Source organism: Vibrio sp. SCP2 (assembly GCF_059295395.1).
This window is the reverse complement of record NZ_JCAFVV010000003.1, coordinates 269,177-291,238: the sequence shown is the minus strand read 5'-3', so window position 1 is coordinate 291,238 and position 22,062 is coordinate 269,177. Positions and strand designations below refer to the sequence as shown.

The window sequence follows — 22,062 nt, the reverse complement described above, 5'->3', positions numbered from 1 at the left end:
TTGTTGCCGTCCTAAAACCTGCAAGGTAGAATCCGGCATCCTTTCATCCCTTATTCAGATTCTTTACTGCAGAAGCATTGTTATGAAATTTCCTGGTCAACGTAAATCGAAGCATTACTTTCCTGTTCACGCTCGCGATCCATTAGTGAGTCAATCACAAGAAAGTAAAAAAATGTCGCGCACGCATATTATCGGCATTGATCAAACTCTTGTTGATATTGAGGCCAAAGTAAGCAGTGAGCTTATCGAAAAATACCAACTGAGTAAGGGACACTCGCTCGTTATTGATGATGAGACTGCTGAAGCGCTATATAACGAACTTAAAGAACGTGATTTGATAACCAATGAATATGCTGGTGGTACGATTGGTAATACGCTCCACAACTATTCAGTACTGGCTGATGACCGCTCTACGCTCTTAGGCGTAATGAGCCAAGATATTAAAATTGGCAGTTATGGTTACCGCTACTTATGCAATACATCAAGCCGTATGGATCTAAACCACCTTCAAGGTGTCGACGGGGCTATTGGTCGCTGTTTCGCATTAATTACCGAAGATGGTGAGCGTACTTTCGCTATTAGTGAAGGGCAAATGAACCAACTTCATCCAGATAGCATTCCTGAGAAAATATTTAAAAATGCTTCTGCTTTGGTATTAACCGCTTATTTGGTGCGTTGTAAGAAGGGCGACCCAATGCCTGAAGCGACGATGAGAGCGATCGAGTACGCAAAAAAACATGACGTACCTGTCGTACTGACTCTAGGCACTAAATTCGTTATTCAAGATGATCCAAAGTTCTGGCAAGACTTTTTAAACGATCATGTTTCAGTAGTAGCAATGAATGAAGATGAAGCGGAAGCACTAACCGGAGAGTCTGATCCACTTGCAGCTTCTGATAAAACGCTAGAGTGGGTTGATTTAGTATTATGTACCGCAGGGCCAGTCGGTCTATTTATGGCGGGTTATACTGAAGAATCTGCAAAACGTGAAACGTCTTTGCCATTATTGCCGGGCAGTATTGCAGAATTTAACCGCTACGAATTTAGCCGACCTGCTTCAAAAGGGCTTTGCGATAATCCAATTAAAGTTTACTCGCATATTTCGCCTTATATGGGTGGCCCTGAGAAAATTAAGAATACAAATGGTGCTGGTGATGCGGCTCTTTCTGCTTTATTACATGATATGGCAGCGAATAAATACCATAAAGAAAATGTGCCTAACTCAAGTAAGCACGCACATTCATACTTAACTTATTCATCGTTCTCGCAAGTATGTAAATACTCTAATCGCGCCAGTTACGAAGTGTTAGTGCAGCATTCACCGCGTTTATCTCGTGGACTTCCTGAGCGAGAAGATAGCTTGGAAGAAGCGTACTGGGAACGTTAATTCCGTTATTGAACGATAAAAGCCTCATTAAATTGAGGCTTTTTTACTTGCGGCAATAATAAAAAAGCGCCATATAGGCGCTTTTTGTAAATCATTAAAAGTGATTAGATTAGGAAGTCGTCTAGTGACTTGCCAGCATCTAGTTGCTCTTGGATTACTGAAGGTGTACGACCTTGACCTGTCCAAGTTTTCTCTTCACCAGAAGCATCTACATATTTATATTTTGCTGGGCGAGGAGCACGCTTCGCTTTTGGCTTACTTCCTTTAGACTCACCTGCCAATGCAGAAATAAGCGCTTCGACGTCGATGCCGTCTTTAGTAATCTGTTCAGCAATGGCGGCTAATTTAGCTTCTTGCTCTGCAGCTGCTTCACGTTCAGCTTCTTCTGCTTCTTTACGCTCAGCTACAACAGTAGTTAGTTTATCTAGTGCTTCTTCTAATTGCTCAAGTGTTAGCTCTCGAGAAAAAGCACGTAGACTACGAATGTTTAATAGTGTTTTTGTTAGTTCCGACATTTATTCATCTCTTCACAATATAAGTTGTCGATGTATGAATCATAAACCTCTAAATTTAATATTACAATCTCACTGACATAAATTTACGTAAAATAAACTATCAGAATGTTGTTTGAGAGCCGTTTTATTATTAATTTAGTTGCTTGCAATAAATAGATTTTCTATCGCGCTTATCTCTTATATTAACAGAGGCCTATCTGGGAGTCCGGTTTCATATTAAATGTTATCGTAAATATAAGAGTAGCCCCAAGGTATATGTCTTTCATTATGTATTAGTTCGGAAAAACAAGTCTGGCGTATCAAAAAAATGTATCCGTCATGCAAAGGTAGTCAGATAAACACGTCATTAATCGGGTGGATTTGTGAGTAATCAGAACGTTCGAGTTCAATGGGTGAACCAATATGCTATCCAATGGGATGACTATTCATCAATCTTGAAAGCTTAGTCGAAGTTGGCTAACGATATTTTTAACAGTAGAAAATGGAATATTATGTTGAAAGAGGTGGTGATATGAGTACAATGGGCGCAACCTAATGCGTTTTGTTGGTTAAATTATTGTTAAAATGATTTTTCGGTAGTTTAAAGTTTCAACAATCGCGGTAGAGGCGCGGAATAAATAAGTAGTGTTTGCTGGGGTGATGCCAATGAGCAAACATAAAAGGTTATTTCGCCGAAGTGAATTCTCTCATCAAGGAGGTTTGCTGGGGTTACACTCGAAAGGGGTAACACTGCCATAGTCTATAATTTGTAAAACTATGGAGCGCTACTGTAGGGCTGGGTTTCGCATTCGCTGACCTATCGCTAATTTCAACTTAATTGATTGGAAATGATTTCCTTCAATTAGTCTGCAGTAGATCTCTAACCATTTATTACTGGTTTTTGAAGATCATGAATTTAATTGATTTTGCATCATCTCCTTTATCTCTTTTGCCGCCAATTGTGGCACTGAGTCTTGCTATTATTACCCGCCGCGTACTCGTATCGCTTGGTGTCGGTATTGTTTTAGGCGCAATCCTACTTAACGACTACTCATTCGGTAGTGCGCTTGGATATGTTGGTTCTACCGTTTCAAGTGTCTTTATTGAAGATGGTGGTATCAATACTTGGAATATGAGTATTGTCGGCTTCCTACTATTACTAGGGATGATGACAGCGCTATTGACGCTATCTGGCGGTACACGTGCGTTTGCAGAGTGGGCGCAAACTCGTGTTAAGAGTAAGCGTGGTTCTAAGCTTCTTGCTGCATTCTTAGGTGTTTTCATCTTTGTTGATGATTACTTTAACAGCTTGGCTGTGGGTGCTATCTCTCGTCCTGTCACTGACCGTTTCTACGTATCACGAGCTAAGCTAGCTTATATCCTTGATTCAACTGCTGCTCCAATGTGTGTGATCATGCCTGCTTCTAGCTGGGGGGCTTACATCATGACAATCATTGGTGGCATCTTAGTTTCGCATGGTATTACTGAGTATTCAGCACTTGGCGCATACGTTCGCCTAATTCCGATGAACTTCTATGCGATCTTTGCGCTACTTATGGTATTTGCTGTTGCTTGGTTCGGGCTAGACATCGGTAAGATGCGTGAGCATGAAATTGCGGCGTCACGAGGTCACGGGTTTGCCAAAGAACAAGCTGAAGACTCGGAAGAAGCTCACGAGCTAAACGAAGAGTTGGATATCGAAGAGAGCGATAAGGGTAAAGTATCTGACCTCATCTTGCCGATCGTTTTACTTATTGTTGCGACGGTTGCTTCGATGCTTTACACCGGTGGTCAAGCTCTTGCTGCGGACGGCATTGCGTTTAACTTACTTGGTGCATTTGAAAACACTGATGTAGGTACATCTCTTATTTACGGTGGCCTAGTTGGTTTGGCTGTTGCGCTGTTTACCGTTGTTAAACAAGGTATTGCGGTAAGTGAGATCTCTCGTACGCTTTGGATCGGTGCGAAATCAATGTTTGGTGCGATTCTGATCCTAGTGTTTGCTTGGACGATTGGTTCAGTTATCGGTGACATGAACACAGGTAAGTACTTGTCGACCTTAGCTCAAGGCAATATCAACCCACATTGGTTGCCAGTTATTTTGTTCCTATTGTCTGGTCTTATGGCGTTTTCTACAGGTACATCATGGGGTACATTCGGAATCATGCTGCCAATCGCGGGTGATATGGCAGGTGCAACGGATCTGGCGCTAATGCTGCCAATGCTAAGTGCTGTATTAGCGGGTTCAGTATTTGGTGACCACTGTTCACCAATCTCAGATACCACCATTCTTTCTTCAACAGGTGCTCGTTGTAATCACATCGACCACGTAGCAACTCAGTTGCCATATGCACTGTCAGTTGCAGTCGTGTCGTGTATTGGTTTTATTACTCTAGGTATGACCGCTTCTATCGGCATGTCATTCGCAGCCGCGTCAGTAGCATTTATCGCTATTTGTGTCTTGCTATCTGTTCTGTCTAAGTCAAAGATGGCGAGTTGCCAAAACGCATAACAGGTTGAAGTTATTGCTATTAGATAAGGGAGCTCAGGCTCCCTTTTTATTTGTCATATACAAATTGAAAAAAGTTTAAATAAATGGTTGAAAAATGTTTTCGGCTTGGTTAGTGTGGATATCAACAAAGCGAACAGAAGAGCTTATTAAGTATGCGTAAATTAGTCATGAACATTCATCACCATCATCACCCAGTCTAGTCTTTCGGGAGATGCACGCATACCCGGGAGACAGGAAACTCCCGGAGGCTAAAATCGCAAACTACAAGATTTAGAACCCTCGGGAGAACAACTCTTCCGAGGGTTTTTTCAGTATTTGAATCTTAAAAAGTTTATAAATTTCAAAATCTTGCACAGGGATACAGCAATGCAAACACAACGCCTAAGAATCGCAATCCAAAAGAAAGGTCGCCTGAGTAAAGAGTGTCAGACTCTGCTTAAAAAGTGCGGCGTTAAATTCAACATCATGGGTGAGCGCCTTGTTGTTCACTCACTAAATATGCCAATTGACCTATTGCTAGTGCGCGATGATGATATTCCAGGTCTTATCATGGATGGTGTCGTTGACCTTGGCTTTATCGGTGAAAACGAACTTGAAGAAGTACGTTTAGATCGTAAGGCGTTGGGCGAGCCAAGTGAGCTTGTTCAGCTGCGCCGTCTAGATTTTGGTGGCTGTCGTCTATCTATCGCGATTGATAAGGATGAAGAGTACAACGGCCCTCAGGACCTAGCAGGCAAACGCATTGCAACGACTTACCCTCAGCTACTTAAAGCGTACATGGATGAGCAAGGTGTTCCTTTCTCGACCTGTATGCTCACTGGCTCTGTAGAAGTGGCTCCGCGAGCGGGTCTTGCAGATGCAATTGCAGATTTGGTGTCTACTGGCGCAACTCTAGAAGCGAACGGCCTTAAAGAAGCAGAAATCATCTTCAAATCAAAGGCGACACTGATTCAACGTACTGGTGATTTTGATGCTGACAAAGTGGCGCTAATCGAAAAACTACTGACTCGTATGCAAGGCGTACAGCAAGCAAAAGAATCGAAATACATCATGCTGCATGCTCCAACGGATAAGTTAGACCAAATCAAATCTCTACTACCGGGCGCTGAAGATCCAACGGTTCTCCCTCTTTCGACTGATCAGCAAAAAGTCGCTGTTCACTTAGTGAGTACTGAAAACTTGTTCTGGGAGACAATGGAACAGCTAAAAGAGTTGGGTGCGAGCTCAATCCTAGTATTGCCAATTGAGAAAATGATGGAGTAATAACAATGAGAACAGTCGTTTGGCAATCATTAAGTGAATCTCAGCAAGACTCTATTTTAGAGCGTCCGGCAATTACTGAAGGTGCGAATATCACCGCAGCGGTTTCGCAAGTGATCGCCAAGGTTCGCGAAGAAGGGGATGCTGCGCTACTAGAACTGACAGAAAAGTTTGATCGCGTTAAGCCTGGGTCGATTCGTGTCTCTGAGCAAGAAGTAGAAGCGGCATGTGATCGCTTGTCTTCCAACATGAAACAGGCGCTTGAGCAGGCCTATGCCAATATCTCTAAGTTCCATAAGGCGCAAAAACCTCAGCCAATCAAGGTTGAGACACAGCCTGGCGTCTTATGTGAGCAAGTGACTCGTCCAATTCAAAAAGTGGGCTTGTACATTCCGGGTGGCAGTGCACCATTGCCATCGACTGTTTTGATGCTTGGGGTTCCAGCGAAAATTGCAGGTTGTCGCAAAGTGGTTCTTTGTTCTCCTCCGCCTATCGCAGACGAGATCCTTTATGTCGCGAAGCTATGTGGCATTGATGAAGTCTACAATGTCGGTGGCGGTCAAGCGGTTGCGGCAATGGCGTATGGTACGGAAAGCGTTTCAAAAGTAGATAAGATTTTTGGGCCGGGTAATGCTTACGTGACAGAAGCAAAGCGTCAGGTCAGTAATGACTTCCGTGGTGCGGCGATTGATATGCCAGCAGGGCCTTCTGAAGTCTTGGTGCTGGCTGACGAAACTGCAGACCCAGATTTTATTGCTGCCGACTTGCTTAGCCAAGCGGAGCACGGACCAGATTCACAAGTCGTGCTTGTTACACCATCACCGATTGTAGCCGATCGGGTTACCGATGCAGTTCAGCGTCAGCTTAAAGAATTATCTCGTGCAGATATTGCTGAAAAAGCCTTAGCATCAAGTCTAATCATTATCTCTGAGTCGTTGACTCAAGCCGTGTCGATTTCGAACTACTATGGTCCGGAACACCTGATTGTACAAACTAAGAATCCGCGTGAGCTTCTGCCTCTATTAGACAATGCAGGTTCGATCTTCTTAGGTGATTGGTCTCCTGAGTCAGCAGGTGACTATGCGTCGGGGACAAACCACGTTCTTCCTACCTACGGTTACACACGTACTTACTCAAGTCTTGGACTCGCTGATTTCTCTAAACGAATGACAGTACAAGAGCTTACGGCAGATGGCTTGAAAGAACTAGCGCCAACCGTTGTCACTATGGCGGAAGCGGAAGGTCTGGATGCGCACAAGCGTGCTGTGACGATTCGTGTCGAAAAACTGGCAGCTAAGTAAGAGGGCAATGAGATGGAAAAGCTAGCGCGTAAACAAGTCCAACAACTGACTCCTTATTTATCGGCTCGCCGAATTGGTGGTACAGGTGACGTTTGGTTGAATGCGAATGAATCGCCATTCAACAATGAATACAAAACAGACTTTGCTCGTTTGAACCGCTACAGCGAATGTCAGCCAAAAGAGCTAATTGAAGCGTATGCGGCGTATGCGGGTGTAAAACCTGAGCAAACATTGACCTCTCGTGGAGCTGACGAAGGTATTGAATTATTGATCCGTGCTTTCTGTGAGCCGGGTGAAGATGCGATTCTTTATTGCCCACCTACTTACGGAATGTATGCAATTAGCGCAGAAACCATTGGCGTAGAGCGTAAGACTGTGCCGCTAACGTCTGACTGGCAACTTGATCTGGAAGGCATCGAAGCCAACCTAGATGACGTCAAACTGGTATTTGTCTGTTCACCAAACAACCCAACTGGCAATCTAGTGAAGCGTGAAGATATTGTCTCTCTGCTTGAGATGACAAAAGATCGCGCCATTGTCGTGATGGACGAAGCGTATATCGATTTCTGCCCTGAAGCGTCGACGGTCGATTTATTAGCGCAATATCCGAACCTAGCGATTTTGCGTACTCTGTCTAAAGCTTTCGCGCTTGCTGGACTTCGCTGCGGTTTCACCCTTGCAAACGAAGAGCTGATTAATGTACTTCTTAAGGTTATCGCACCGTATCCAGTGCCAGTACCAGTGGCAGAAATCGCGACTCAGGCGTTATCTGAAGCGGGACTAGCTAGAGCGAAGTTTCAAGTCCTCGACCTCAATGCAAACCGTGCGTATCTGCAAGTTGGTTTATCAATGATTGAAGGCTTAGAAATATTTGAAGGCTGGGGTAATTACCTATTGGTTAAATTCCCGCAGGGTGACGAACTTTTTAAAGCAGCATGGGAGAGCGGCATTATTTTACGCAATTCTCCTATTGAAAATTGTGTACGTATTAGTATTGGTAGTCGAGACGAGTGCGAAAAGACACTCGGATTTATTAGAAACTATTACAGCTAAATATCATTGGCTCTGGCCTTTGCGAGAGCCACTAAATTTGAAATAAGGAAGTTCGAGTGAGCAAGCAACAAAAAATTCTATTTATCGACCGAGATGGCACCTTAATTGTTGAGCCGCCGGTGGACTTTCAAGTAGACCGATTAGACAAACTAAAGCTAGAGCCGTTTGTTATTCCAAGTCTACTCTCTCTTCAAGATGCGGGTTACCGCCTGGTGATGGTGACTAACCAAGATGGTTTGGGCACCGACAGCTACCCACAAGCAGACTTTGATGCGCCACATAATATGATGATGGAGATCTTTGAATCTCAGGGTGTGAAGTTTGATGATGTGCTGATTTGTCCTCACTTTGACGAAGATAACTGTTCTTGCCGTAAGCCTAAATTGGGTTTGGTTAAAGAATACCTTCAAGGTGGCAAAGTCGATTTCCAAAACTCTGTTGTGATTGGCGATCGTCAAACGGATCTTCAACTAGCAGAAAACATGGCAATTCGTGGCATTCAATACAACCCAGAAACCATGAACTGGAAACAGATCCTTAAAGATCTGACCGTCAAAGCACGTGTTGCCGAAGTGATTCGAACCACTAAAGAAACGGACATTAAAGTTGCTGTTAATCTTGATGAGCAGGGCAGCAACCAAATCTCTACTGGTCTTGGTTTCTTCGATCACATGCTAGATCAAATCGCGACTCACGGCGGGTTCCAGATGGTGTGCAAAGTAGAAGGCGACTTACACATTGATGATCACCACACGGTAGAAGATACCGCTCTTGCATTGGGTCAAGCGCTGAAAGAAGCTCTCGGTGACAAGCGTGGCATCGGTCGCTTTGGATTTAGCCTGCCAATGGATGAGTGCTTGGCACAATGTGCACTAGACCTGTCTGGTCGTCCATACCTTAAGTTCGATGCGGAGTTTAGCCGTGAACAGGTTGGTGACTTATCTACAGAGATGGTGGTGCACTTCTTCCGCTCATTGACTGATACCCTTGCCTGTACGCTGCACCTATCTTCAGCTGGCGACAATGATCACCACATCATTGAGAGCCTATTTAAAGCGTTTGGTCGTACGCTACGCCAAGCAATCAAAGTAGAAGGTACTGAGCTACCAAGTAGTAAAGGCGTACTTTAAGGCTAACGTTGCAAGGAGAAAAACAGTGACAGAACAGAAAGTCGTCATTATTGATACTGGATGTGCCAACGTTTCTTCGGTGAAGTTTGCCATTGAACGTTTAGGCTATGACGTAACGATTTCTAAAGATCCTCAAGTAGTGCTTGCAGCAGATAAGCTATTTCTACCAGGTGTAGGGACTGCAAGTGAAGCGATGAAGAACCTTGAAGAGCGCGATCTAATTAGCTTGGTAAAACAGGTAGAAAAGCCGCTACTAGGGATCTGTTTAGGTATGCAGCTGTTGGGCAAAGTATCTCAAGAAAAAGGGCAGAAAGCGGATGAGCTGGTTGAGTGCCTTGGGCTTTGTGATGGTGAAGTGAAGCTACTTGAAACTGGCGATTTACCACTGCCTCACATGGGGTGGAACACGGTATCAGCTAAAACAGGCAACCCACTATTCAAAGGGATTGAAGAAAGCGAATACTTCTATTTCGTACATAGCTTCGCCATGCCTGTTGGTGAGTACACGATTGCAGAATGTGAATACGAAAATCCATTCACGGCTGCTGTGCAAAGCGGTAACTACTACGGTGTGCAATTCCACCCTGAGCGTTCTTCAAAAGCGGGCGCGAAGCTTATTCAAAACTTCTTAGAATTATAAAAGGGATTTAGTGTGATTATTCCAGCTCTTGATTTAATTGAAGGACAGGTGGTTCGCCTTTATCAAGGTGATTACGGTCAAGTAACCGAGTACAAAGTCGACCCAGCAGAGCAATTCAACTTGTATCACCAAGCGGGTGCTAACTGGTTGCACTTGGTGGACTTAACAGGTGCGAAAGACACGACAGCGCGCCAACTTGATTTGATTGCCAAGCTACTCGCGAGCACTCCAGCGAATATCCAAATCGGTGGTGGTGTACGTACAGAGCAAGACGTTGTTGACCTACTAGAAGCGGGAGCTCAGCGTGTTGTAGTGGGCTCTACAGCGGTAAAACAACCTGAACTGGTAAAAGGTTGGATGGAAAAATACGGCGCGGAAAAAATCGTTCTCGCGCTAGATATCAACATCGATAAAGACGGCACGCGTAAGGTCGCGATTTCTGGTTGGCAAGAAGACTCAGGCGTGACTATTGAAGCTCTGATTAATGATTACCTAACCGTTGGCTTAAAGCACGTGCTTTGTACCGATATTTCTCGTGACGGTACGCTAGAAGGCTCTAACGTAGAGCTGTATGTAGACCTATGTAAACAATACCCACAAGTGCAATTCCAATCATCAGGTGGTATTGGTTCATTAGCAGATATTGAAGCACTGAAAGGCTCTGGTGTCGCTGGCGTAATTGTTGGTCGTGCACTACTTGATGGCAAGTTCACAGCAGAGGAGGCATTTGCATGTTGGCAAAGCGAATAATTCCATGTCTTGATGTTCGTGATGGACAAGTGGTGAAGGGCGTTCAGTTCCGTAACCACGAAATCATCGGCGATATCGTTCCTTTGGCGCAGCGTTACGCTGAAGAAGGCGCAGACGAGCTAGTGTTTTACGACATTACCGCTTCAAGCGATGGCCGAGTGGTAGATAAAAGTTGGGTGGCTCGCGTTGCAGAAGTGATCGATATTCCTTTCTGTGTCGCTGGTGGCATTAAATCAGCGGAAGACGCGGCGCGTATTCTTGAGTTTGGTGCAGATAAGGTATCTATTAACTCACCGGCATTGGCAAACCCACAGTTAATCACTGACCTTGCTGATAAATTTGGTGTGCAATGTATCGTCGTCGGTATCGATTCGTACTATGACAAAGAGACGGGCAAGTATCAGGTTTACCAGTTTACGGGTGATGAAGAACGCACCAAAGCGACCCAATGGGAAACGCGCGATTGGGTTCAAGAAGTACAAAAACGTGGCGCAGGTGAAATCGTATTGAACATGATGAACCAAGATGGTGTACGTAATGGTTACGATATCGAACAGCTTAATATGGTGCGGGAAGTGTGTAACGTGCCATTGATTGCATCTGGTGGTGCAGGTGCGATGGAGCACTTTGCAGAAGCTTACCAAAAGGCAAATGTGGATGGTGCGCTTGCCGCGTCGGTCTTCCACAAGCAAGTCATCAATATTGGCGAATTAAAGCAGTATTTAAAACAACAAGGTATTGAGGTTCGACTATGAGTGCAAACACCGCCGAAGTAAGCTCTTTAGCTGAGCGCATCAACTGGGACAAGGTGGATGGCCTAGTACCTGCCATTGTGCAAGATTTCCAATCGAGCCAAGTGCTGATGATGGGTTACATGAATCAAGACGCACTGGCGAAAACGGGTGAAACAGGTCAAGTCACCTTTTTCTCTCGTACTAAGCAGCGTTTGTGGACTAAAGGTGAAACCTCAGGAAACGTATTGCAATTGGTGAACATGCAGCTAGATTGCGATAACGATACGCTATTGGTGAAAGTGAATCCCATTGGCCCTACGTGTCACTTGGGCAACACCACTTGTTGGGATGTCGACCCACAAGAGGAGTCGCAAATGGTGTGGCTTCATCAACTTGAGCAGCTATTGGCTGCCCGCAAGAGTGCCGACCCTGATTCCTCTTATACTGCCAACCTTTATTCCCGTGGCACCAAGCGTATTTCGCAGAAAGTGGGTGAAGAAGGCGTTGAAGTCGCGCTTGCGGCGACGTCGGGTGATAAGGCGGAGCTAGTGTGCGAGTCAGCGGATTTGATTTACCACCTACTTGTTCTTCTGCAAGATCAAGGTCTGTCGATGAACGATGTGGTCAACAAGTTGAAAGAGCGTCACAAATAATCTCAAACCTCCAAATAACTAGCGCCCTCAAATGAGGGCGCTTTTTTTAGCCAACGTTGTTTATATTAAATTTCGAACAGGAAGTAGTAACCATAACCTACGATTAAGGCTGGTAATGCTGAATAGATGGTGGCAACCAAAGCGGCTTTTGGTGCTAAGGCAATTGCAGGGAATAGAGCATCACCATCGTTTGATATCGCATTCGCTAATTGCGCAGATAATGGCGCGGCTCCAGAAATGTACAAACTCGTCACGAGAATTTGTGGTCCACAACCTGGCAGCAAACCGACCGTCAAGCCCATCAGTGGCATCCAAACACCCCATCCAGAGAAGGTCGCGGCGAGGTCAATATGACCAAAGAAAGTAATCAGCTCAAATGCCATAAATGCCAGTATCACCCATGCTGTAACGAAATTAGTATCTTGCGCAGCTTTCTGAATCGGATGAGAAGAAACCTGTTTCGTGTCTTCAGCGACTGTTGACTCATAATCTTTGATTTCTTTGGTTAAAGACCAAAGCAACATACTAACAATGATCAGAATGGCACCCGTCCACTCAATGGTCATTTCAGGTAGGTGGAGCAATTGATTCACGTCGACCTGAAAAGAGCCAAGTGCAGCAATGATGGTTGCAGGTACAAGTAGCCATTTCCAAAATGCACCTTGTAGATTGATTGCCTTTTGTTCCAGACTATTTGTGCTTTCACTCGCGCAACTAAAACGATTCGCGACTGACTTTGCTTCAGGGCGTAGGAAATCATCGCGATGGATTCCATTAACAATCCAGCCTGAAATGCAGCCAACCATTACCCCAAGGCCAACGACGGCAAAGCCGATATCAGGCTTACTCGCTAGTAGTAGGAACGCGGCATCACCCATCGTTGAGGTTAATACGGCGACGATTGCGCCAAAGCCAACACGACCACTGACAAATTGCGTAGTGACAATGATAGCTCCACCACAGCCAGGCAAAGCACCTAGCAGGGCAGCGAAGAACACCTGATGATTACGCGAACTCTGGTAAAGGTTTATCAGGCGGTTTTCCTTGCTAAAGAAAACCGACAAGTAGTGATAGATAGCCAGAGTAAAGGCGACATAACTAGAGACTGCCCAAAACGCATCCGCAAGCGTATTTACAGACACATCTCTGGTTGTATCACTAAGTAATAAGACAATGAGAGCAATAGGAAGCAACAAACGCTTGTACGCAGGTCGAAACTGAGTAAGAGACAACCAAGTGGGTAAGTGGTGCGAAAATCGTAAAGTGTCCATAGGCGACCAAAAAACTGTAAATGCGAATTATTATCAAATATATGCTAATGAGAATTATTTGCAATAAGTTTTTGTCAATTGTGGTTGCCATCTCAACCTGTGAAGTGAGTCCAATTATTAATGGGTGTTATGTCATTAGTGCTAAACTTAAGAGAGGGTTAGGTTTGATAACGATGATTGGTCATGGCTTATGACCAAATAATCTCTATCCAACCGATGACAAATCATCAGAATTCGGTAAAATATCGGGTTTGTGAGTAATTGCCCCTTGTTGGGAAGAAATTTAGTCAGATAGGAAAAAAGATGATTCTAGTTGTAGGTCACAAGAACCCTGATAGCGATAGTATCTGTAGTGCACTAGTAGCAACTGAGCTACTAACCGCTCGTGGTGTTGAAGCAATGCCTATTCGCCAAGGTGAAATTAACCGTGAAACTCAACACATTCTAGAAGTGGCTGGCGCAGAAGTTCCTGAGCTACGCACTTCAGTTGCGGGCGAGAAAATCTGGTTAGTAGACTACTCGGATCTAGCGCAAGCTCCGGATGATGTGGCTGACGCAGAAATCCTAGGTATCGTTGATCACCACCGCCTAGGTGACGTGATGACGGTAAACCCAATGGAAGCTTGGATCTGGCCTGTTGGCTGTACTAACACAGTACTGTTTAACATGTTTAAAATCGAAGGCCACGAAATCACGCCTAAGATCGCTAAGCTAATGATGTCAGCAATCCTATCTGACACAGTCGGTTTTGCTTCTCCAACTTGTACTCAAAAAGATAAAGATGCAGTTGAAGAACTAGCGAAAATCGCTGACGTATGCGATGTAGATGCATTCATTAAAGATCTACTTATCGCAAAAACAAACATCGAAGGCCTATCAGCGGCTGAGCTGGTTGAAAAAGATCTGAAAGGTTACCCATTCAATGGTCGTGATGTTGTTGTTGGTCAGGTTGAACTTGCAACTCTTGAGCAAGTAGACGGCATGATTGAAGCGCTAGAAGCAGACCTAGAAAGCCGCTGTGCTGAACAAGGTTTGGCGTTTGCAGCAGTAATGCTAACAGACATCACTACTGCTCAAACTCGTCTACTTTACAAAGGTGAGTGGGCTGAGAAACTTGTTAAGCATGAGAAAGACGGCATGCTAATGATGGAAAATACGCTAAGTCGTAAGAAGCAAGGTTGGCCTTGGCTTCAAGCTGAACTAGCTTAATTCCATCTCTATAACGTATACCTTAACGCCCATGGTCACGCCATGGGCGTTTTCTTTGCGAGGAAGTGAATATGTCACTATCAAATGAGCAGCTAGAGACAGTAAATAAAATGCGCCCAGATGAGCGCTTTAACTACTGCATTAAAGAAATAGCCAAAAACCGTAAGGTTTGGATTCTGACTGATGAGCATGGCTGCGTCATGCTCAACACCGAAGACGAAGATTGTGTGCCAGTGTGGCCTCATCAAGAGTTTGCTGAGCAGTGGGCAACCGGAGACTGGGAGCATTGTAAAGCAGAGCCAATTTCGACGGCAAAATGGTTTAGTCGTTGGACGTACGGCCTTGAAGATGACGAGCTATCTGTTGTTGTTTTTCCTAACGACAACGAAGAAGGTGTCGTGCTATACCCAGACGAATTTGAAGTCGAGCTGAAAAAGCGCGGATAGGGCAGACACTAATAGCCTATTAGCTGAAACAGCTCTCCTTGCTTTGCAATAGAGACGGCACGATTTAATGTGCCGTCTTTTTTGTATTTAGATAATAGCTTTCTAATAATAGGTACGACTTGCTTTTGACTCATTCCAGGTTTGAGTTCCGGCTCGTAGAGCAGTTTCAACAGAACGACATCAAGAGGAGAGAGCAGATCTTCGGGAGTCTCATCATTAAAAATCGAAGGGAAAGCGCTCTCTGAGTCGTTCGGTAAGCCTAAGACTTGAGTGATCTCCTCAACGATGCAGGCAAGTAACTTACCATGCTCCCTCGCTTGATCGACAGGGATGATGATGGCGGCGTGAGAAAGCGCGCCATTGCGTCCGACTTGATAGCCTGCTTTGCAGATCGAGCCATATACGTTCGCTAGCGCTGGTTTACCTAACTCTCGTTCGATATCTTCACGCCACTTAGATTCTTGAGTAAACACCCAGACGATATTCGCTTGTTCACGTGACGCCACTCTTTGAATTCGGTGTCCAGTTATCTGCTCTAAGTGACGTAAATGTGCATCAGTGAGCTCATCGTGAAGGGCTTTGTCCGGTACTTTGTGCTGAACCCATATCTTTATAGGCTCATTCCATTTGACTAACGGCTTACTTCCAGACGAGTACTCATTGCGCAGCGCAACATTGATAAAAGCCTTCTCGACAAATTGGGTATCGAGCCAAGTTTGTTGTGTAGTGTACGCCTGAGAATGGAATGAAGTGGCAAGCACTATCATTCCAAGCATTGCTTTCCTTAGCATGAGTAGTCCTATTTAAAGCAGGTCGCCTTATTGAAATGACTTTCTACTAATCTTTGTGTCACAGGGTGCGTTGGGCAGCTGAGTACTTCATGGGTTTCACCGCTCTCAACGAGTTCCCCTTCATGCATCACCATCACTTTATCGGTAATGTGTTTTACAATGCCGATATGCTGTGACACATAGATAAACGAGACCCCCATCTCTTCTTGAAGCTCAAGGAACAAGTTGATGATTTGAGAACGCATTGCCATGTCCAATCCATTCAAAGCTTCATCAGCAACGATTACTGAAGGCTGCAGGATGAGTGCACGGGCCAAACAAACACGCTGTTTTTGGCCTGTGGCGAGCATCTGAGGGTAGAAATAAGCGTGCTCTGGCAGCAAACCCACTCTGAGAAGCGTTTCTTTGACGCGCTTTATGCGCGCCTCAGGAGGCATATTGGTGTTACGTTTTAGCGGCCCTTCTAAGATACGTCCAATCTGAATTCGAGGATTCAAAGAGGTATTTGGATCTTGGAAAATCATGCGAATCAGCTTACAGCGAGTGGAGTAGTCTTTATGCTCCAATAGCTCACCATTAACGCGAATTTCGCCTGAAGTCGGTTCTACTACCCCCGCCAACATGCGTGCTAATGTCGATTTACCTGAGCCGTTTTGACCGATAAAGCCAATGGTTTGTCCGGCTTCAAGGCTAAAGCTAAGCGGTTTGACGGCTTCTTGAACCTTCTTGCGAAACAGGCTTGAGCGAGTCACAAAAGTCTTCGATAGCTGGTTAACTTCTAATAGAGCACTCATGCTTTTTTCTTATCCATGTTCAGTGGGAAGTGACAGGCAAATTTGTGGTTTTTAATTCGACGTGTCATCGGTATTTCAACACACTGGCGCTGCGCATATGGGCAGCGAGGACCAAGTCGGCAGCCAATCGGTAAATGCTGTAGCGGTGGAATGGAACCCGGTAAGGATTGCAGTTTCTCTTTATGCGGAATCCAATCGTTGAAGTCGGGCATAGCTTTAAGCAGTGCCGCGGTGTATGGGTGTTTAGGCTTGTCTAAGATCTTAGAAGTATCAGCAGACTCAACCGACTGACCACAATACATAACCGTAATGCGGGTTGCCCACTGAGTAATGGTTGTCAGGTCATGGCCAATTAGCATGATCGACGTATTGTGCAGCTGATTCATTCGACTTAACAAGCGCAAGATCTGTGATTGGGTAATCGGGTCTAAATCGTTGGTTGGCTCATCCGCAATTAATAGCTTTGGTTTGGCAGCGATCGCCATCGCGATCATGATCTTCTGACATTCACCGTCAGTCAGCTCGTATGGGAAGCTATCCATGATTTGCTGGTGGTTTTTAATACCGACTTTATGCAGCAACGCGATGGCTTGTTTCTTACGCCACTTAAAGCGCTCCCACCATTTACCTTCAAAAGAGCGTGAAGGAATCGCTTCAATAAGTTGTTTGCCTACTTCTTCAGAAGGATCTAAACAGGTCGATGGCTCTTGGAAGATCATCGCGATGTCGCGGGCGATAACGCGTCGACGCTCTTTAGGAGTCAGCTGCAGTAAGTCGACATTCCCGAGCCTCATTCGGTCTGCGGTCACTTTCCAGTTGTCTTTACATACACCAACGATGGCTTTAGCCACCAGACTTTTACCTGAGCCTGATTCACCAACTAAGCCGCGAATTTCGCCTTCATTCATGGTCAGGCTCATTCGGTCAACGGCTTTCATCATCCCTTGAGGCGTTTCAATCTCGATAGTGAGATGTCGAATATCTAATAACGGCATTATTCGATCCCCGCATTAAGCGCTTGGCGGATACCTTCACCAACAAGGTTGATGACAATAACAGTAAACATGATCGCGAGTCCGGGAAGGGTAACTGTCCAAGGAGCAAGGTAGATGAGCTCAACGGAATCACCAAGTATTGCTCCCCACTCGGTACTCGGTGCTTGAGCGCCTAATCCAAGGAAACCCAAAGCGGTGATATCCAAAATTGCGATAGACCATGCCAAGGTGACTTCGGTGGCAATGACGACGAGAATGTTGGGCAATATCGAATTCCAAAGTAGATAGAACTGGTTTGCCCCATCAAGACGTGCAGCCATAATGTAGTCTTTTTCCACTTCGGTATGCACCGCGATGTAAACCGAACGGACAAATCTTGGAACTAAGGCTAAACAGATAGCCAGCAAAATATTGAATTCACCAAAGCCGAGGAAAGCGACAAAAATAATCGCGAGCAGTAGCGATGGAATCGACATGACGGTATCAAGTAAGTGGTTTAAGACACTTGATAGCAAGCCTTTGGTCATCCCCGCGAGTACGCCGATCACACAACCTATTACAGTTGCAACGAGCGTAATAACGAAAGCGGCACCAAAGGTCAGACGTGAACCTTCGATGAGGCGAGAAAGGATGTCGCGGCCTAAATCATCGGTTCCAAGGAAGTACTCAACGGTACCGGTTGGGTTCCAAGATGGAGGCACAAGTAACTCACCACTTTGCGCTTGTGGGTCATGAGGGGTAATCCAAGGTGAAACAAGTGTGATTAGGCATAGTAGTAGTAAACACCACAGGCCAAACATCGCAAGATTGTTGGCACGGAAACTACGCCAGAAACGTTCAAACTGGGTAGGGATACGCTCTTCTTGGTAAACATTATCGGTTAGCATACCACTCCTTCCTTACCAATGGATTGACCATGGCACCAATCAGATCAGACAAGATGTTCGCGGTGAGGACAAACGTCGCCACGACGATGACCCCAGCTTGAATGGCAACGTAATCTTGATTTGAGAGTGCATCAAGTAACCAGCGGCCAATACCCGGCCAGTTGAAGATAGATTCGGTAATAATGGCTAGGGTTAGCATGCTAGAAAGCTGCACACCGATTTTTGGAATAATCGGTGGGATAGCGTTACGTAGCACATGCTCAGTGACGATTTCGTGCGTAGATAAACCTTTAATACGCGCAGCGCGAATATAGTTTTGTCCCATCACTTCAGCAACGGAAGCTCGCATCAAACCTATAACCTGAGTGGTTGGCGCAAGTGCCAGCACAAGGCAGGGCAGTATCAGGTGTTCCAACACACTTTGCAGCGCATGAGCACGATATTCACCACTTGCGAAGAAGGCATCAATGATCGCAAAGCCAGTCACGTGGTCAATTTGATAGAGTAAATCGTAGCGACCTGCGACCGGGAATACCTGAAAGTGCAGAGAAAATACCATGATCATCAAAAGCGCGACCCAAAACAGCGGTGCAGAATAGCCAGACATGGAAGTAAACGAAATCACCGTGTCGATCCACTTTCCTTGTTTCATTCCCGCTAAGGTACCGACTGGAATACCAATCAGCAGTGAAATCACAAAGGCGATAAAACACAGCTCTAGCGTCGCAGGGAAGACAATGCTCAGCTCGTCAATAATCGGAGTTCCTAACTTGGTGACGCCAAGGTTAAGCTGCATTAGCTCTCCAACGTAGAGCATCCAGCCGCTCCAAAAATCATGGATAGCCCACGGAGAGTTAGGTTCCAACCTTAAAATACTGAAGCCCACCATAGTGAGTATCAGCAAGGTGATAATAAACAGGTTAAAGCGTCGAACAGAATACAACAGCATTACTTGAACCTCTCGACAGTATCAAACGGCTGCGCATTGAATGGGCTAACCTTAAAGCCTCGAAGTGAGGTGTGATGCGCTTGTAGCTGCATGCCATGATTTAGTGGAATCACAGGAAATTCTTCATTAAGTATGTTTTGCGCCTGTTTATAAAGGTTCTGTCTATAGCGAGGCTTATCGACTTCTAACGCAAGGTCGAGTAGAAAATCGAAGTCAGGATTACACCAACTAGATACATTCAGGCCAGCGCGTTTTGATTCACAAGAGAGAAGCGGCCTTAAAAAGTTATCCGGGTCTCCGGTATTGGCGATCCAACCCGTTAAGTGGAGGTCAATGTTTGTATTGTCATTGAGATTGCTGCGATCGAATCTATCATCTGTCATTAAATTGAGCTTAATCCCCACATCAGCTAGGTTTGCTTGAATCAATTCTGCCGTTTTTCTTGGGCTCGGGTTGTAAGCACGTGGCTCCAATGGAACCGACATTGTCAGCTCTAATCCTTTGCTATAACCCGCTTCACGTAACAGTGCGATAGCGTAGTTGCGATCATAGCGAATTTGTACCGAATCTTTTTGATAGGCCCACGAAGAAGGCGGCAAAACCGAATACGCCTGACTGCCTGTGCCGTAGTAGACCGAATCCAAAATGTTCTGACGGTTGATGGCATAGTTAAGCGCTTTACGCACGCGAGCATCGTTAAGTGCAGGGTGGGAAGTGTTCACGGCAACGAAAGAGATGTTCATGGCAGGCTTTGCGGTTAACTCAACATCTGATGTTTGCTCGATAATTGGCAACTGACTAGAGAGCGGAGCGTTGAGCACGTCACATTCACTGCGCAGTAGTTTTGCCAAAGTACCTGTACCGCGTTGAGATATGTCGAATACGACCTGTTCCATCTTTGGTCGGTCTTGCCAATAGCGATTATTACGTTTAAGACGGATGAGATCGTTGACTTGATACTCAGCTAGGTAGAATGGACCCGTACCAACAGGATGGCTATCGAGCATACTTTTCTCGTCGCTGAGCTCAAGTTGCCCTGCATACTCTTTAGAGTGGATAACCGCATGACTGGTCGCAATGTTCGACAGAAAGCTATTGTCAGGTCGGTTAAGAGTAAATTTCACTTTGTGTTGGGATAGTGCTGAAACGTCGACAACGAGGTTTTGAAAATCAATACCACTGAACCAAGGGTAAAGACCGCTTCCGACATAGTGAAAAGGGTTGGTAGTATCAATAATGCGTCTAAAACTAAAGACCACATCTTCCGCGTTCATCGCTCTGGAAGGTGTAAACCAAGCGGTTGTTTGGAACTGGACACCTTTACGCAACGTAAAGATGTATTCCGTGCCTTCTTTATTGACTGACCATTTAGTCGCAAGGCTTGGCACTGGCTGATAGGTTTGGCTATCGAGGGTCAGCAAAGTATTAAACAGCTGAGGGCTGAGTGTTTCGGTTGTAATGCCACTATCGACCAATTGAGGGTTAAAAGTCGAAGGACCACCTTGACCACAATAGACAAAACCCTTCTGACGAATTTTGTCATGGTCAATCTCTTCACCACAACCGGCTAATAGGCTGAGGCTGAACAAACCTAATGTAAACTGAATGAATGCTTTCATAGAAAGAACAAGTGTCTGGGACAAAGCACAATGGAACTCACCATTATGCCTTAAGATCCTAATAATTTACCACTAATTACCCGTTGTAACCAAAGCAAAACCACAAAATTGGTGGGTTAACTGAGGTTAGTCAGGTCATACTTACGAACCATGCCTCGCAATTGGTGATAACTTAACCCAAGTAGTTCCGCCGCCTTCCTTTGATTAAACTGGCTTTGCTTTAATGCTTCAGTAAGTATGAGTTGGTCCTGTTGTTCTTGCCACTGTTTATAGTCGATTGGGAATTGAAACTCAGGCGCTTCAGGGACTGCTGTTGTTTCTTCCTCTGGGCGGATGCTCTGCCAAGACGATTGGAAAGGGTCAAAGACGAGTTGTTCAATGGGGTCTTCTTGCATGCCGTGTTGGTAAACCGCTCTTTCAATCACGTTTTTCAACTCGCGCACATTTCCTGGCCAATGATAGCTAAGCAAGTGTTGTTCTGCTGGAGTCGAAAAGCCGACAAAGTACTCGAAACCGAGCTCACGGCACATCTTGATTGCGTAGTATTCGGCCAGTAATAGGATATCTTCTTGTCGTTCGCGAAGAGGCGGTAAATGGATAACATCAAATGCCAGCCTGTCGAGTAAATCTGCACGAAAAGCGCCTTCACTCGCCATTTGAGGTAAATCTGCATTGGTGGCACAGACTAGACGCACATTGGCATTCAAGAGCTGATGACCACCAACACGCTCATATTGACCGTATTCAATCACTCGGAGAAGTTTTTCTTGCACAAGTAATGGTGCCGTGGCCAACTCATCTAAAAATAGGGTGCCATTTTCAGCGCGCTCAAATCGCCCCTTATGACGCCCCTTAGAGCCGGTGAATGAGCCTTGTTCATGACCAAAAAGCTCTGAATCAATCAAGCCTTCGCTGAGGGTAGAGCAATTGAGTGAAATCAACGGCTGATCCCAACGTTTTGATAAGTAGTGAAGTCGCTGAGCAATCAATTCTTTACCAGTTCCTCGTTCGCCAATGATCAATATTGGTCGCTCAATAGCGGCTAACTTAGATACCTTGTCTAATACAGAAAGAAAGGCAGGGGATTCGCCAATAAGATTTTGCTGCATGATTGCTCCGTGGTGAAATTTACCAACTGTAGGTTAAATTCAACACAGGTTAAAAAGGATTGCAATGAGTTATTTCGT

21 protein-coding genes, 1 riboswitch and 1 other annotated feature are annotated in these 22,062 nt (G+C 45.2%); of the genes, 12 read left to right on the top strand and 9 right to left on the bottom strand.

Going from position 1 to position 22,062, the window contains the following annotated elements; all coding sequences use genetic code 11:
- Nucleotides 1-82: 82 nt before the first annotated feature.
- Nucleotides 83-1,387 (top strand): inosine/guanosine kinase, encoded by a 1,305-nt coding sequence (locus AC5O63_RS12445; RefSeq protein WP_171322807.1) that lies wholly within the window; start codon nt 83-85, stop codon nt 1,385-1,387.
- Nucleotides 1,388-1,491: 104 nt separating this feature from the next.
- Here AC5O63_RS12445 and AC5O63_RS12440 read toward each other — a convergent pair whose 3' ends face one another.
- Nucleotides 1,492-1,902, bottom strand: coding sequence for an H-NS family histone-like protein (locus AC5O63_RS12440; RefSeq protein ID WP_004746864.1), 411 nt, complete (start codon nt 1,900-1,902; stop codon nt 1,492-1,494).
- A gap of 593 nt (nt 1,903-2,495) precedes the next feature.
- A riboswitch (Lysine riboswitch) is annotated at nt 2,496-2,677 on the top strand.
- A 114-nt stretch (nt 2,678-2,791) separates the two neighbouring features.
- Between AC5O63_RS12440 and tet(35) the strand changes: the two genes are divergently transcribed.
- The 9 genes from tet(35) (at nt 2,792) to hisIE (ending at nt 11,914) form a co-directional block, all read left to right on the top strand.
- A complete protein-coding gene (tet(35), locus tag AC5O63_RS12435) occupies nt 2,792-4,393 on the top strand; it encodes a tetracycline efflux Na+/H+ antiporter family transporter Tet(35) (RefSeq protein WP_171322812.1) in 1,602 nt (533 codons plus the stop codon).
- Between the two features lie 175 nt (nt 4,394-4,568).
- Nucleotides 4,569-4,705, top strand: a sequence feature (His leader region).
- Between the two features lie 54 nt (nt 4,706-4,759).
- On the top strand, nt 4,760-5,656 hold the full coding sequence (gene hisG / locus AC5O63_RS12430) for an ATP phosphoribosyltransferase (RefSeq protein ID WP_494505209.1): 897 nt from the start codon (nt 4,760-4,762) through the stop codon (nt 5,654-5,656).
- Between the two features lie 5 nt (nt 5,657-5,661).
- A complete protein-coding gene (hisD, locus tag AC5O63_RS12425) occupies nt 5,662-6,954 on the top strand; it encodes a histidinol dehydrogenase (protein WP_494505208.1) in 1,293 nt (430 codons plus the stop codon).
- 12 nt (nt 6,955-6,966) lie between these two features.
- A complete protein-coding gene (gene hisC, locus AC5O63_RS12420) occupies nt 6,967-8,007 on the top strand; it encodes a histidinol-phosphate transaminase (protein ID WP_494505207.1) in 1,041 nt (346 codons plus the stop codon).
- A gap of 56 nt (nt 8,008-8,063) precedes the next feature.
- On the top strand, nt 8,064-9,137 hold the full coding sequence (gene hisB, locus AC5O63_RS12415; protein ID WP_171322819.1) for a bifunctional histidinol-phosphatase/imidazoleglycerol-phosphate dehydratase HisB: 1,074 nt from the start codon (nt 8,064-8,066) through the stop codon (nt 9,135-9,137).
- A gap of 25 nt (nt 9,138-9,162) precedes the next feature.
- Entirely contained in the window at nt 9,163-9,777 is a 615-nt protein-coding gene (gene hisH / locus AC5O63_RS12410; RefSeq protein ID WP_494505206.1) for an imidazole glycerol phosphate synthase subunit HisH, read from the top strand.
- 12 nt (nt 9,778-9,789) lie between these two features.
- Nucleotides 9,790-10,527: a 1-(5-phosphoribosyl)-5-[(5-phosphoribosylamino)methylideneamino]imidazole-4-carboxamide isomerase gene (gene hisA, locus AC5O63_RS12405; protein ID WP_494505205.1), complete on the top strand. Its 738-nt coding sequence runs from the start codon at nt 9,790-9,792 to the stop codon at nt 10,525-10,527.
- Nucleotides 10,509-11,282, top strand: coding sequence for an imidazole glycerol phosphate synthase subunit HisF (gene hisF / locus AC5O63_RS12400; RefSeq protein ID WP_004749837.1), 774 nt, complete (start codon nt 10,509-10,511; stop codon nt 11,280-11,282). The genes hisA and hisF overlap by 19 nt, the downstream gene beginning before the upstream one ends.
- Nucleotides 11,279-11,914, top strand: coding sequence for a bifunctional phosphoribosyl-AMP cyclohydrolase/phosphoribosyl-ATP diphosphatase HisIE (hisIE, locus tag AC5O63_RS12395; RefSeq protein ID WP_494505204.1), 636 nt, complete (start codon nt 11,279-11,281; stop codon nt 11,912-11,914). Before hisF ends, hisIE begins: the two co-directional genes overlap by 4 nt.
- Nucleotides 11,915-11,979: 65 nt before the next feature.
- On the opposite strand, the gene AC5O63_RS12390 is transcribed toward hisIE, so the two are convergent.
- Nucleotides 11,980-13,185, bottom strand: a complete 1,206-nt coding sequence (locus tag AC5O63_RS12390) for a putative manganese transporter (protein WP_494505203.1) — start codon at nt 13,183-13,185, stop codon at nt 11,980-11,982.
- 303 nt (nt 13,186-13,488) lie between these two features.
- On the opposite strand from AC5O63_RS12390, the gene AC5O63_RS12385 reads away from it, so the two are divergent.
- Both AC5O63_RS12385 and AC5O63_RS12380 read left to right on the top strand, forming a co-directional pair.
- Entirely contained in the window at nt 13,489-14,394 is a 906-nt protein-coding gene (locus tag AC5O63_RS12385; protein ID WP_004749839.1) for a manganese-dependent inorganic pyrophosphatase, read from the top strand.
- Between the two features lie 71 nt (nt 14,395-14,465).
- Nucleotides 14,466-14,840 carry a DUF2750 domain-containing protein gene (locus tag AC5O63_RS12380; RefSeq protein WP_004748058.1) on the top strand — a complete coding sequence of 125 codons (375 nt, stop codon included), beginning with the start codon at nt 14,466-14,468 and terminating at the stop codon, nt 14,838-14,840.
- Between the two features lie 8 nt (nt 14,841-14,848).
- Here the strand turns inward: AC5O63_RS12380 and AC5O63_RS12375 are convergent, their stop codons facing one another.
- The 7 genes from AC5O63_RS12375 to pspF all read right to left on the bottom strand — a co-directional run bounded on the left by AC5O63_RS12375 (nt 14,849) and on the right by pspF (nt 21,984).
- On the bottom strand, nt 14,849-15,631 hold the full coding sequence (locus tag AC5O63_RS12375; RefSeq protein WP_494505202.1) for a DUF2927 domain-containing protein: 783 nt from the start codon (nt 15,629-15,631) through the stop codon (nt 14,849-14,851).
- Nucleotides 15,632-15,639: 8 nt separating this feature from the next.
- Nucleotides 15,640-16,425, bottom strand: coding sequence for a peptide ABC transporter ATP-binding protein (locus AC5O63_RS12370; protein WP_004748056.1), 786 nt, complete (start codon nt 16,423-16,425; stop codon nt 15,640-15,642).
- Nucleotides 16,422-17,420 (bottom strand): peptide ABC transporter ATP-binding protein, encoded by a 999-nt coding sequence (locus AC5O63_RS12365; protein WP_494505201.1) that lies wholly within the window; start codon nt 17,418-17,420, stop codon nt 16,422-16,424. The genes AC5O63_RS12370 and AC5O63_RS12365 overlap by 4 nt, the downstream gene beginning before the upstream one ends.
- The gene (gene sapC, locus AC5O63_RS12360) at nt 17,420-18,307 is read right to left on the bottom strand and encodes a putrescine export ABC transporter permease SapC (protein ID WP_494505200.1); all 888 of its coding nucleotides are present in this window, start codon (nt 18,305-18,307) and stop codon (nt 17,420-17,422) included. Before sapC ends, AC5O63_RS12365 begins: the two co-directional genes overlap by 1 nt.
- Entirely contained in the window at nt 18,294-19,256 is a 963-nt protein-coding gene (locus AC5O63_RS12355) for an ABC transporter permease (protein ID WP_494505199.1), read from the bottom strand. The genes sapC and AC5O63_RS12355 overlap by 14 nt, the downstream gene beginning before the upstream one ends.
- On the bottom strand, nt 19,256-20,875 hold the full coding sequence (gene sapA / locus AC5O63_RS12350; protein WP_171322829.1) for an ABC transporter substrate-binding protein SapA: 1,620 nt from the start codon (nt 20,873-20,875) through the stop codon (nt 19,256-19,258). Before sapA ends, AC5O63_RS12355 begins: the two co-directional genes overlap by 1 nt.
- Nucleotides 20,876-20,991: 116 nt before the next feature.
- Complete coding sequence (pspF, locus tag AC5O63_RS12345; RefSeq protein ID WP_494505198.1) at nt 20,992-21,984, bottom strand: phage shock protein operon transcriptional activator; 993 nt, start codon at nt 21,982-21,984, stop codon at nt 20,992-20,994.
- Nucleotides 21,985-22,062 lie beyond the last annotated feature (78 nt).

What these genes read in the sequence shown, in the direction of transcription:
- hisF (WP_004749837.1), top strand. Translation starts at nt 10,509, where the DNA reads ATGTTGGCAAAGCGAATAATTCCATGTCTTGATGTTCGTGATGGACAA.
- AC5O63_RS12375 (WP_494505202.1), bottom strand. Translation starts at nt 15,631, where the DNA reads ATGCTAAGGAAAGCAATGCTTGGAATGATAGTGCTTGCCACTTCATTC.
- AC5O63_RS12440 (WP_004746864.1), bottom strand. Translation starts at nt 1,902, where the DNA reads ATGTCGGAACTAACAAAAACACTATTAAACATTCGTAGTCTACGTGCT.
- sapC (WP_494505200.1), bottom strand. Translation starts at nt 18,307, where the DNA reads ATGCTAACCGATAATGTTTACCAAGAAGAGCGTATCCCTACCCAGTTT.
- AC5O63_RS12370 (WP_004748056.1), bottom strand. Translation starts at nt 16,425, where the DNA reads ATGAGTGCTCTATTAGAAGTTAACCAGCTATCGAAGACTTTTGTGACT.
- AC5O63_RS12365 (WP_494505201.1), bottom strand. Translation starts at nt 17,420, where the DNA reads ATGCCGTTATTAGATATTCGACATCTCACTATCGAGATTGAAACGCCT.
- AC5O63_RS12390 (WP_494505203.1), bottom strand. Translation starts at nt 13,185, where the DNA reads ATGGACACTTTACGATTTTCGCACCACTTACCCACTTGGTTGTCTCTT.
- AC5O63_RS12355 (WP_494505199.1), bottom strand. Translation starts at nt 19,256, where the DNA reads ATGCTGTTGTATTCTGTTCGACGCTTTAACCTGTTTATTATCACCTTG.
- hisG (WP_494505209.1), top strand. Translation starts at nt 4,760, where the DNA reads ATGCAAACACAACGCCTAAGAATCGCAATCCAAAAGAAAGGTCGCCTG.
- AC5O63_RS12380 (WP_004748058.1), top strand. Translation starts at nt 14,466, where the DNA reads ATGTCACTATCAAATGAGCAGCTAGAGACAGTAAATAAAATGCGCCCA.
- hisD (WP_494505208.1), top strand. Translation starts at nt 5,662, where the DNA reads ATGAGAACAGTCGTTTGGCAATCATTAAGTGAATCTCAGCAAGACTCT.
- hisC (WP_494505207.1), top strand. Translation starts at nt 6,967, where the DNA reads ATGGAAAAGCTAGCGCGTAAACAAGTCCAACAACTGACTCCTTATTTA.
- AC5O63_RS12385 (WP_004749839.1), top strand. Translation starts at nt 13,489, where the DNA reads ATGATTCTAGTTGTAGGTCACAAGAACCCTGATAGCGATAGTATCTGT.
- sapA (WP_171322829.1), bottom strand. Translation starts at nt 20,875, where the DNA reads ATGAAAGCATTCATTCAGTTTACATTAGGTTTGTTCAGCCTCAGCCTA.
- AC5O63_RS12445 (WP_171322807.1), top strand. Translation starts at nt 83, where the DNA reads ATGAAATTTCCTGGTCAACGTAAATCGAAGCATTACTTTCCTGTTCAC.
- hisIE (WP_494505204.1), top strand. Translation starts at nt 11,279, where the DNA reads ATGAGTGCAAACACCGCCGAAGTAAGCTCTTTAGCTGAGCGCATCAAC.
- pspF (WP_494505198.1), bottom strand. Translation starts at nt 21,984, where the DNA reads ATGCAGCAAAATCTTATTGGCGAATCCCCTGCCTTTCTTTCTGTATTA.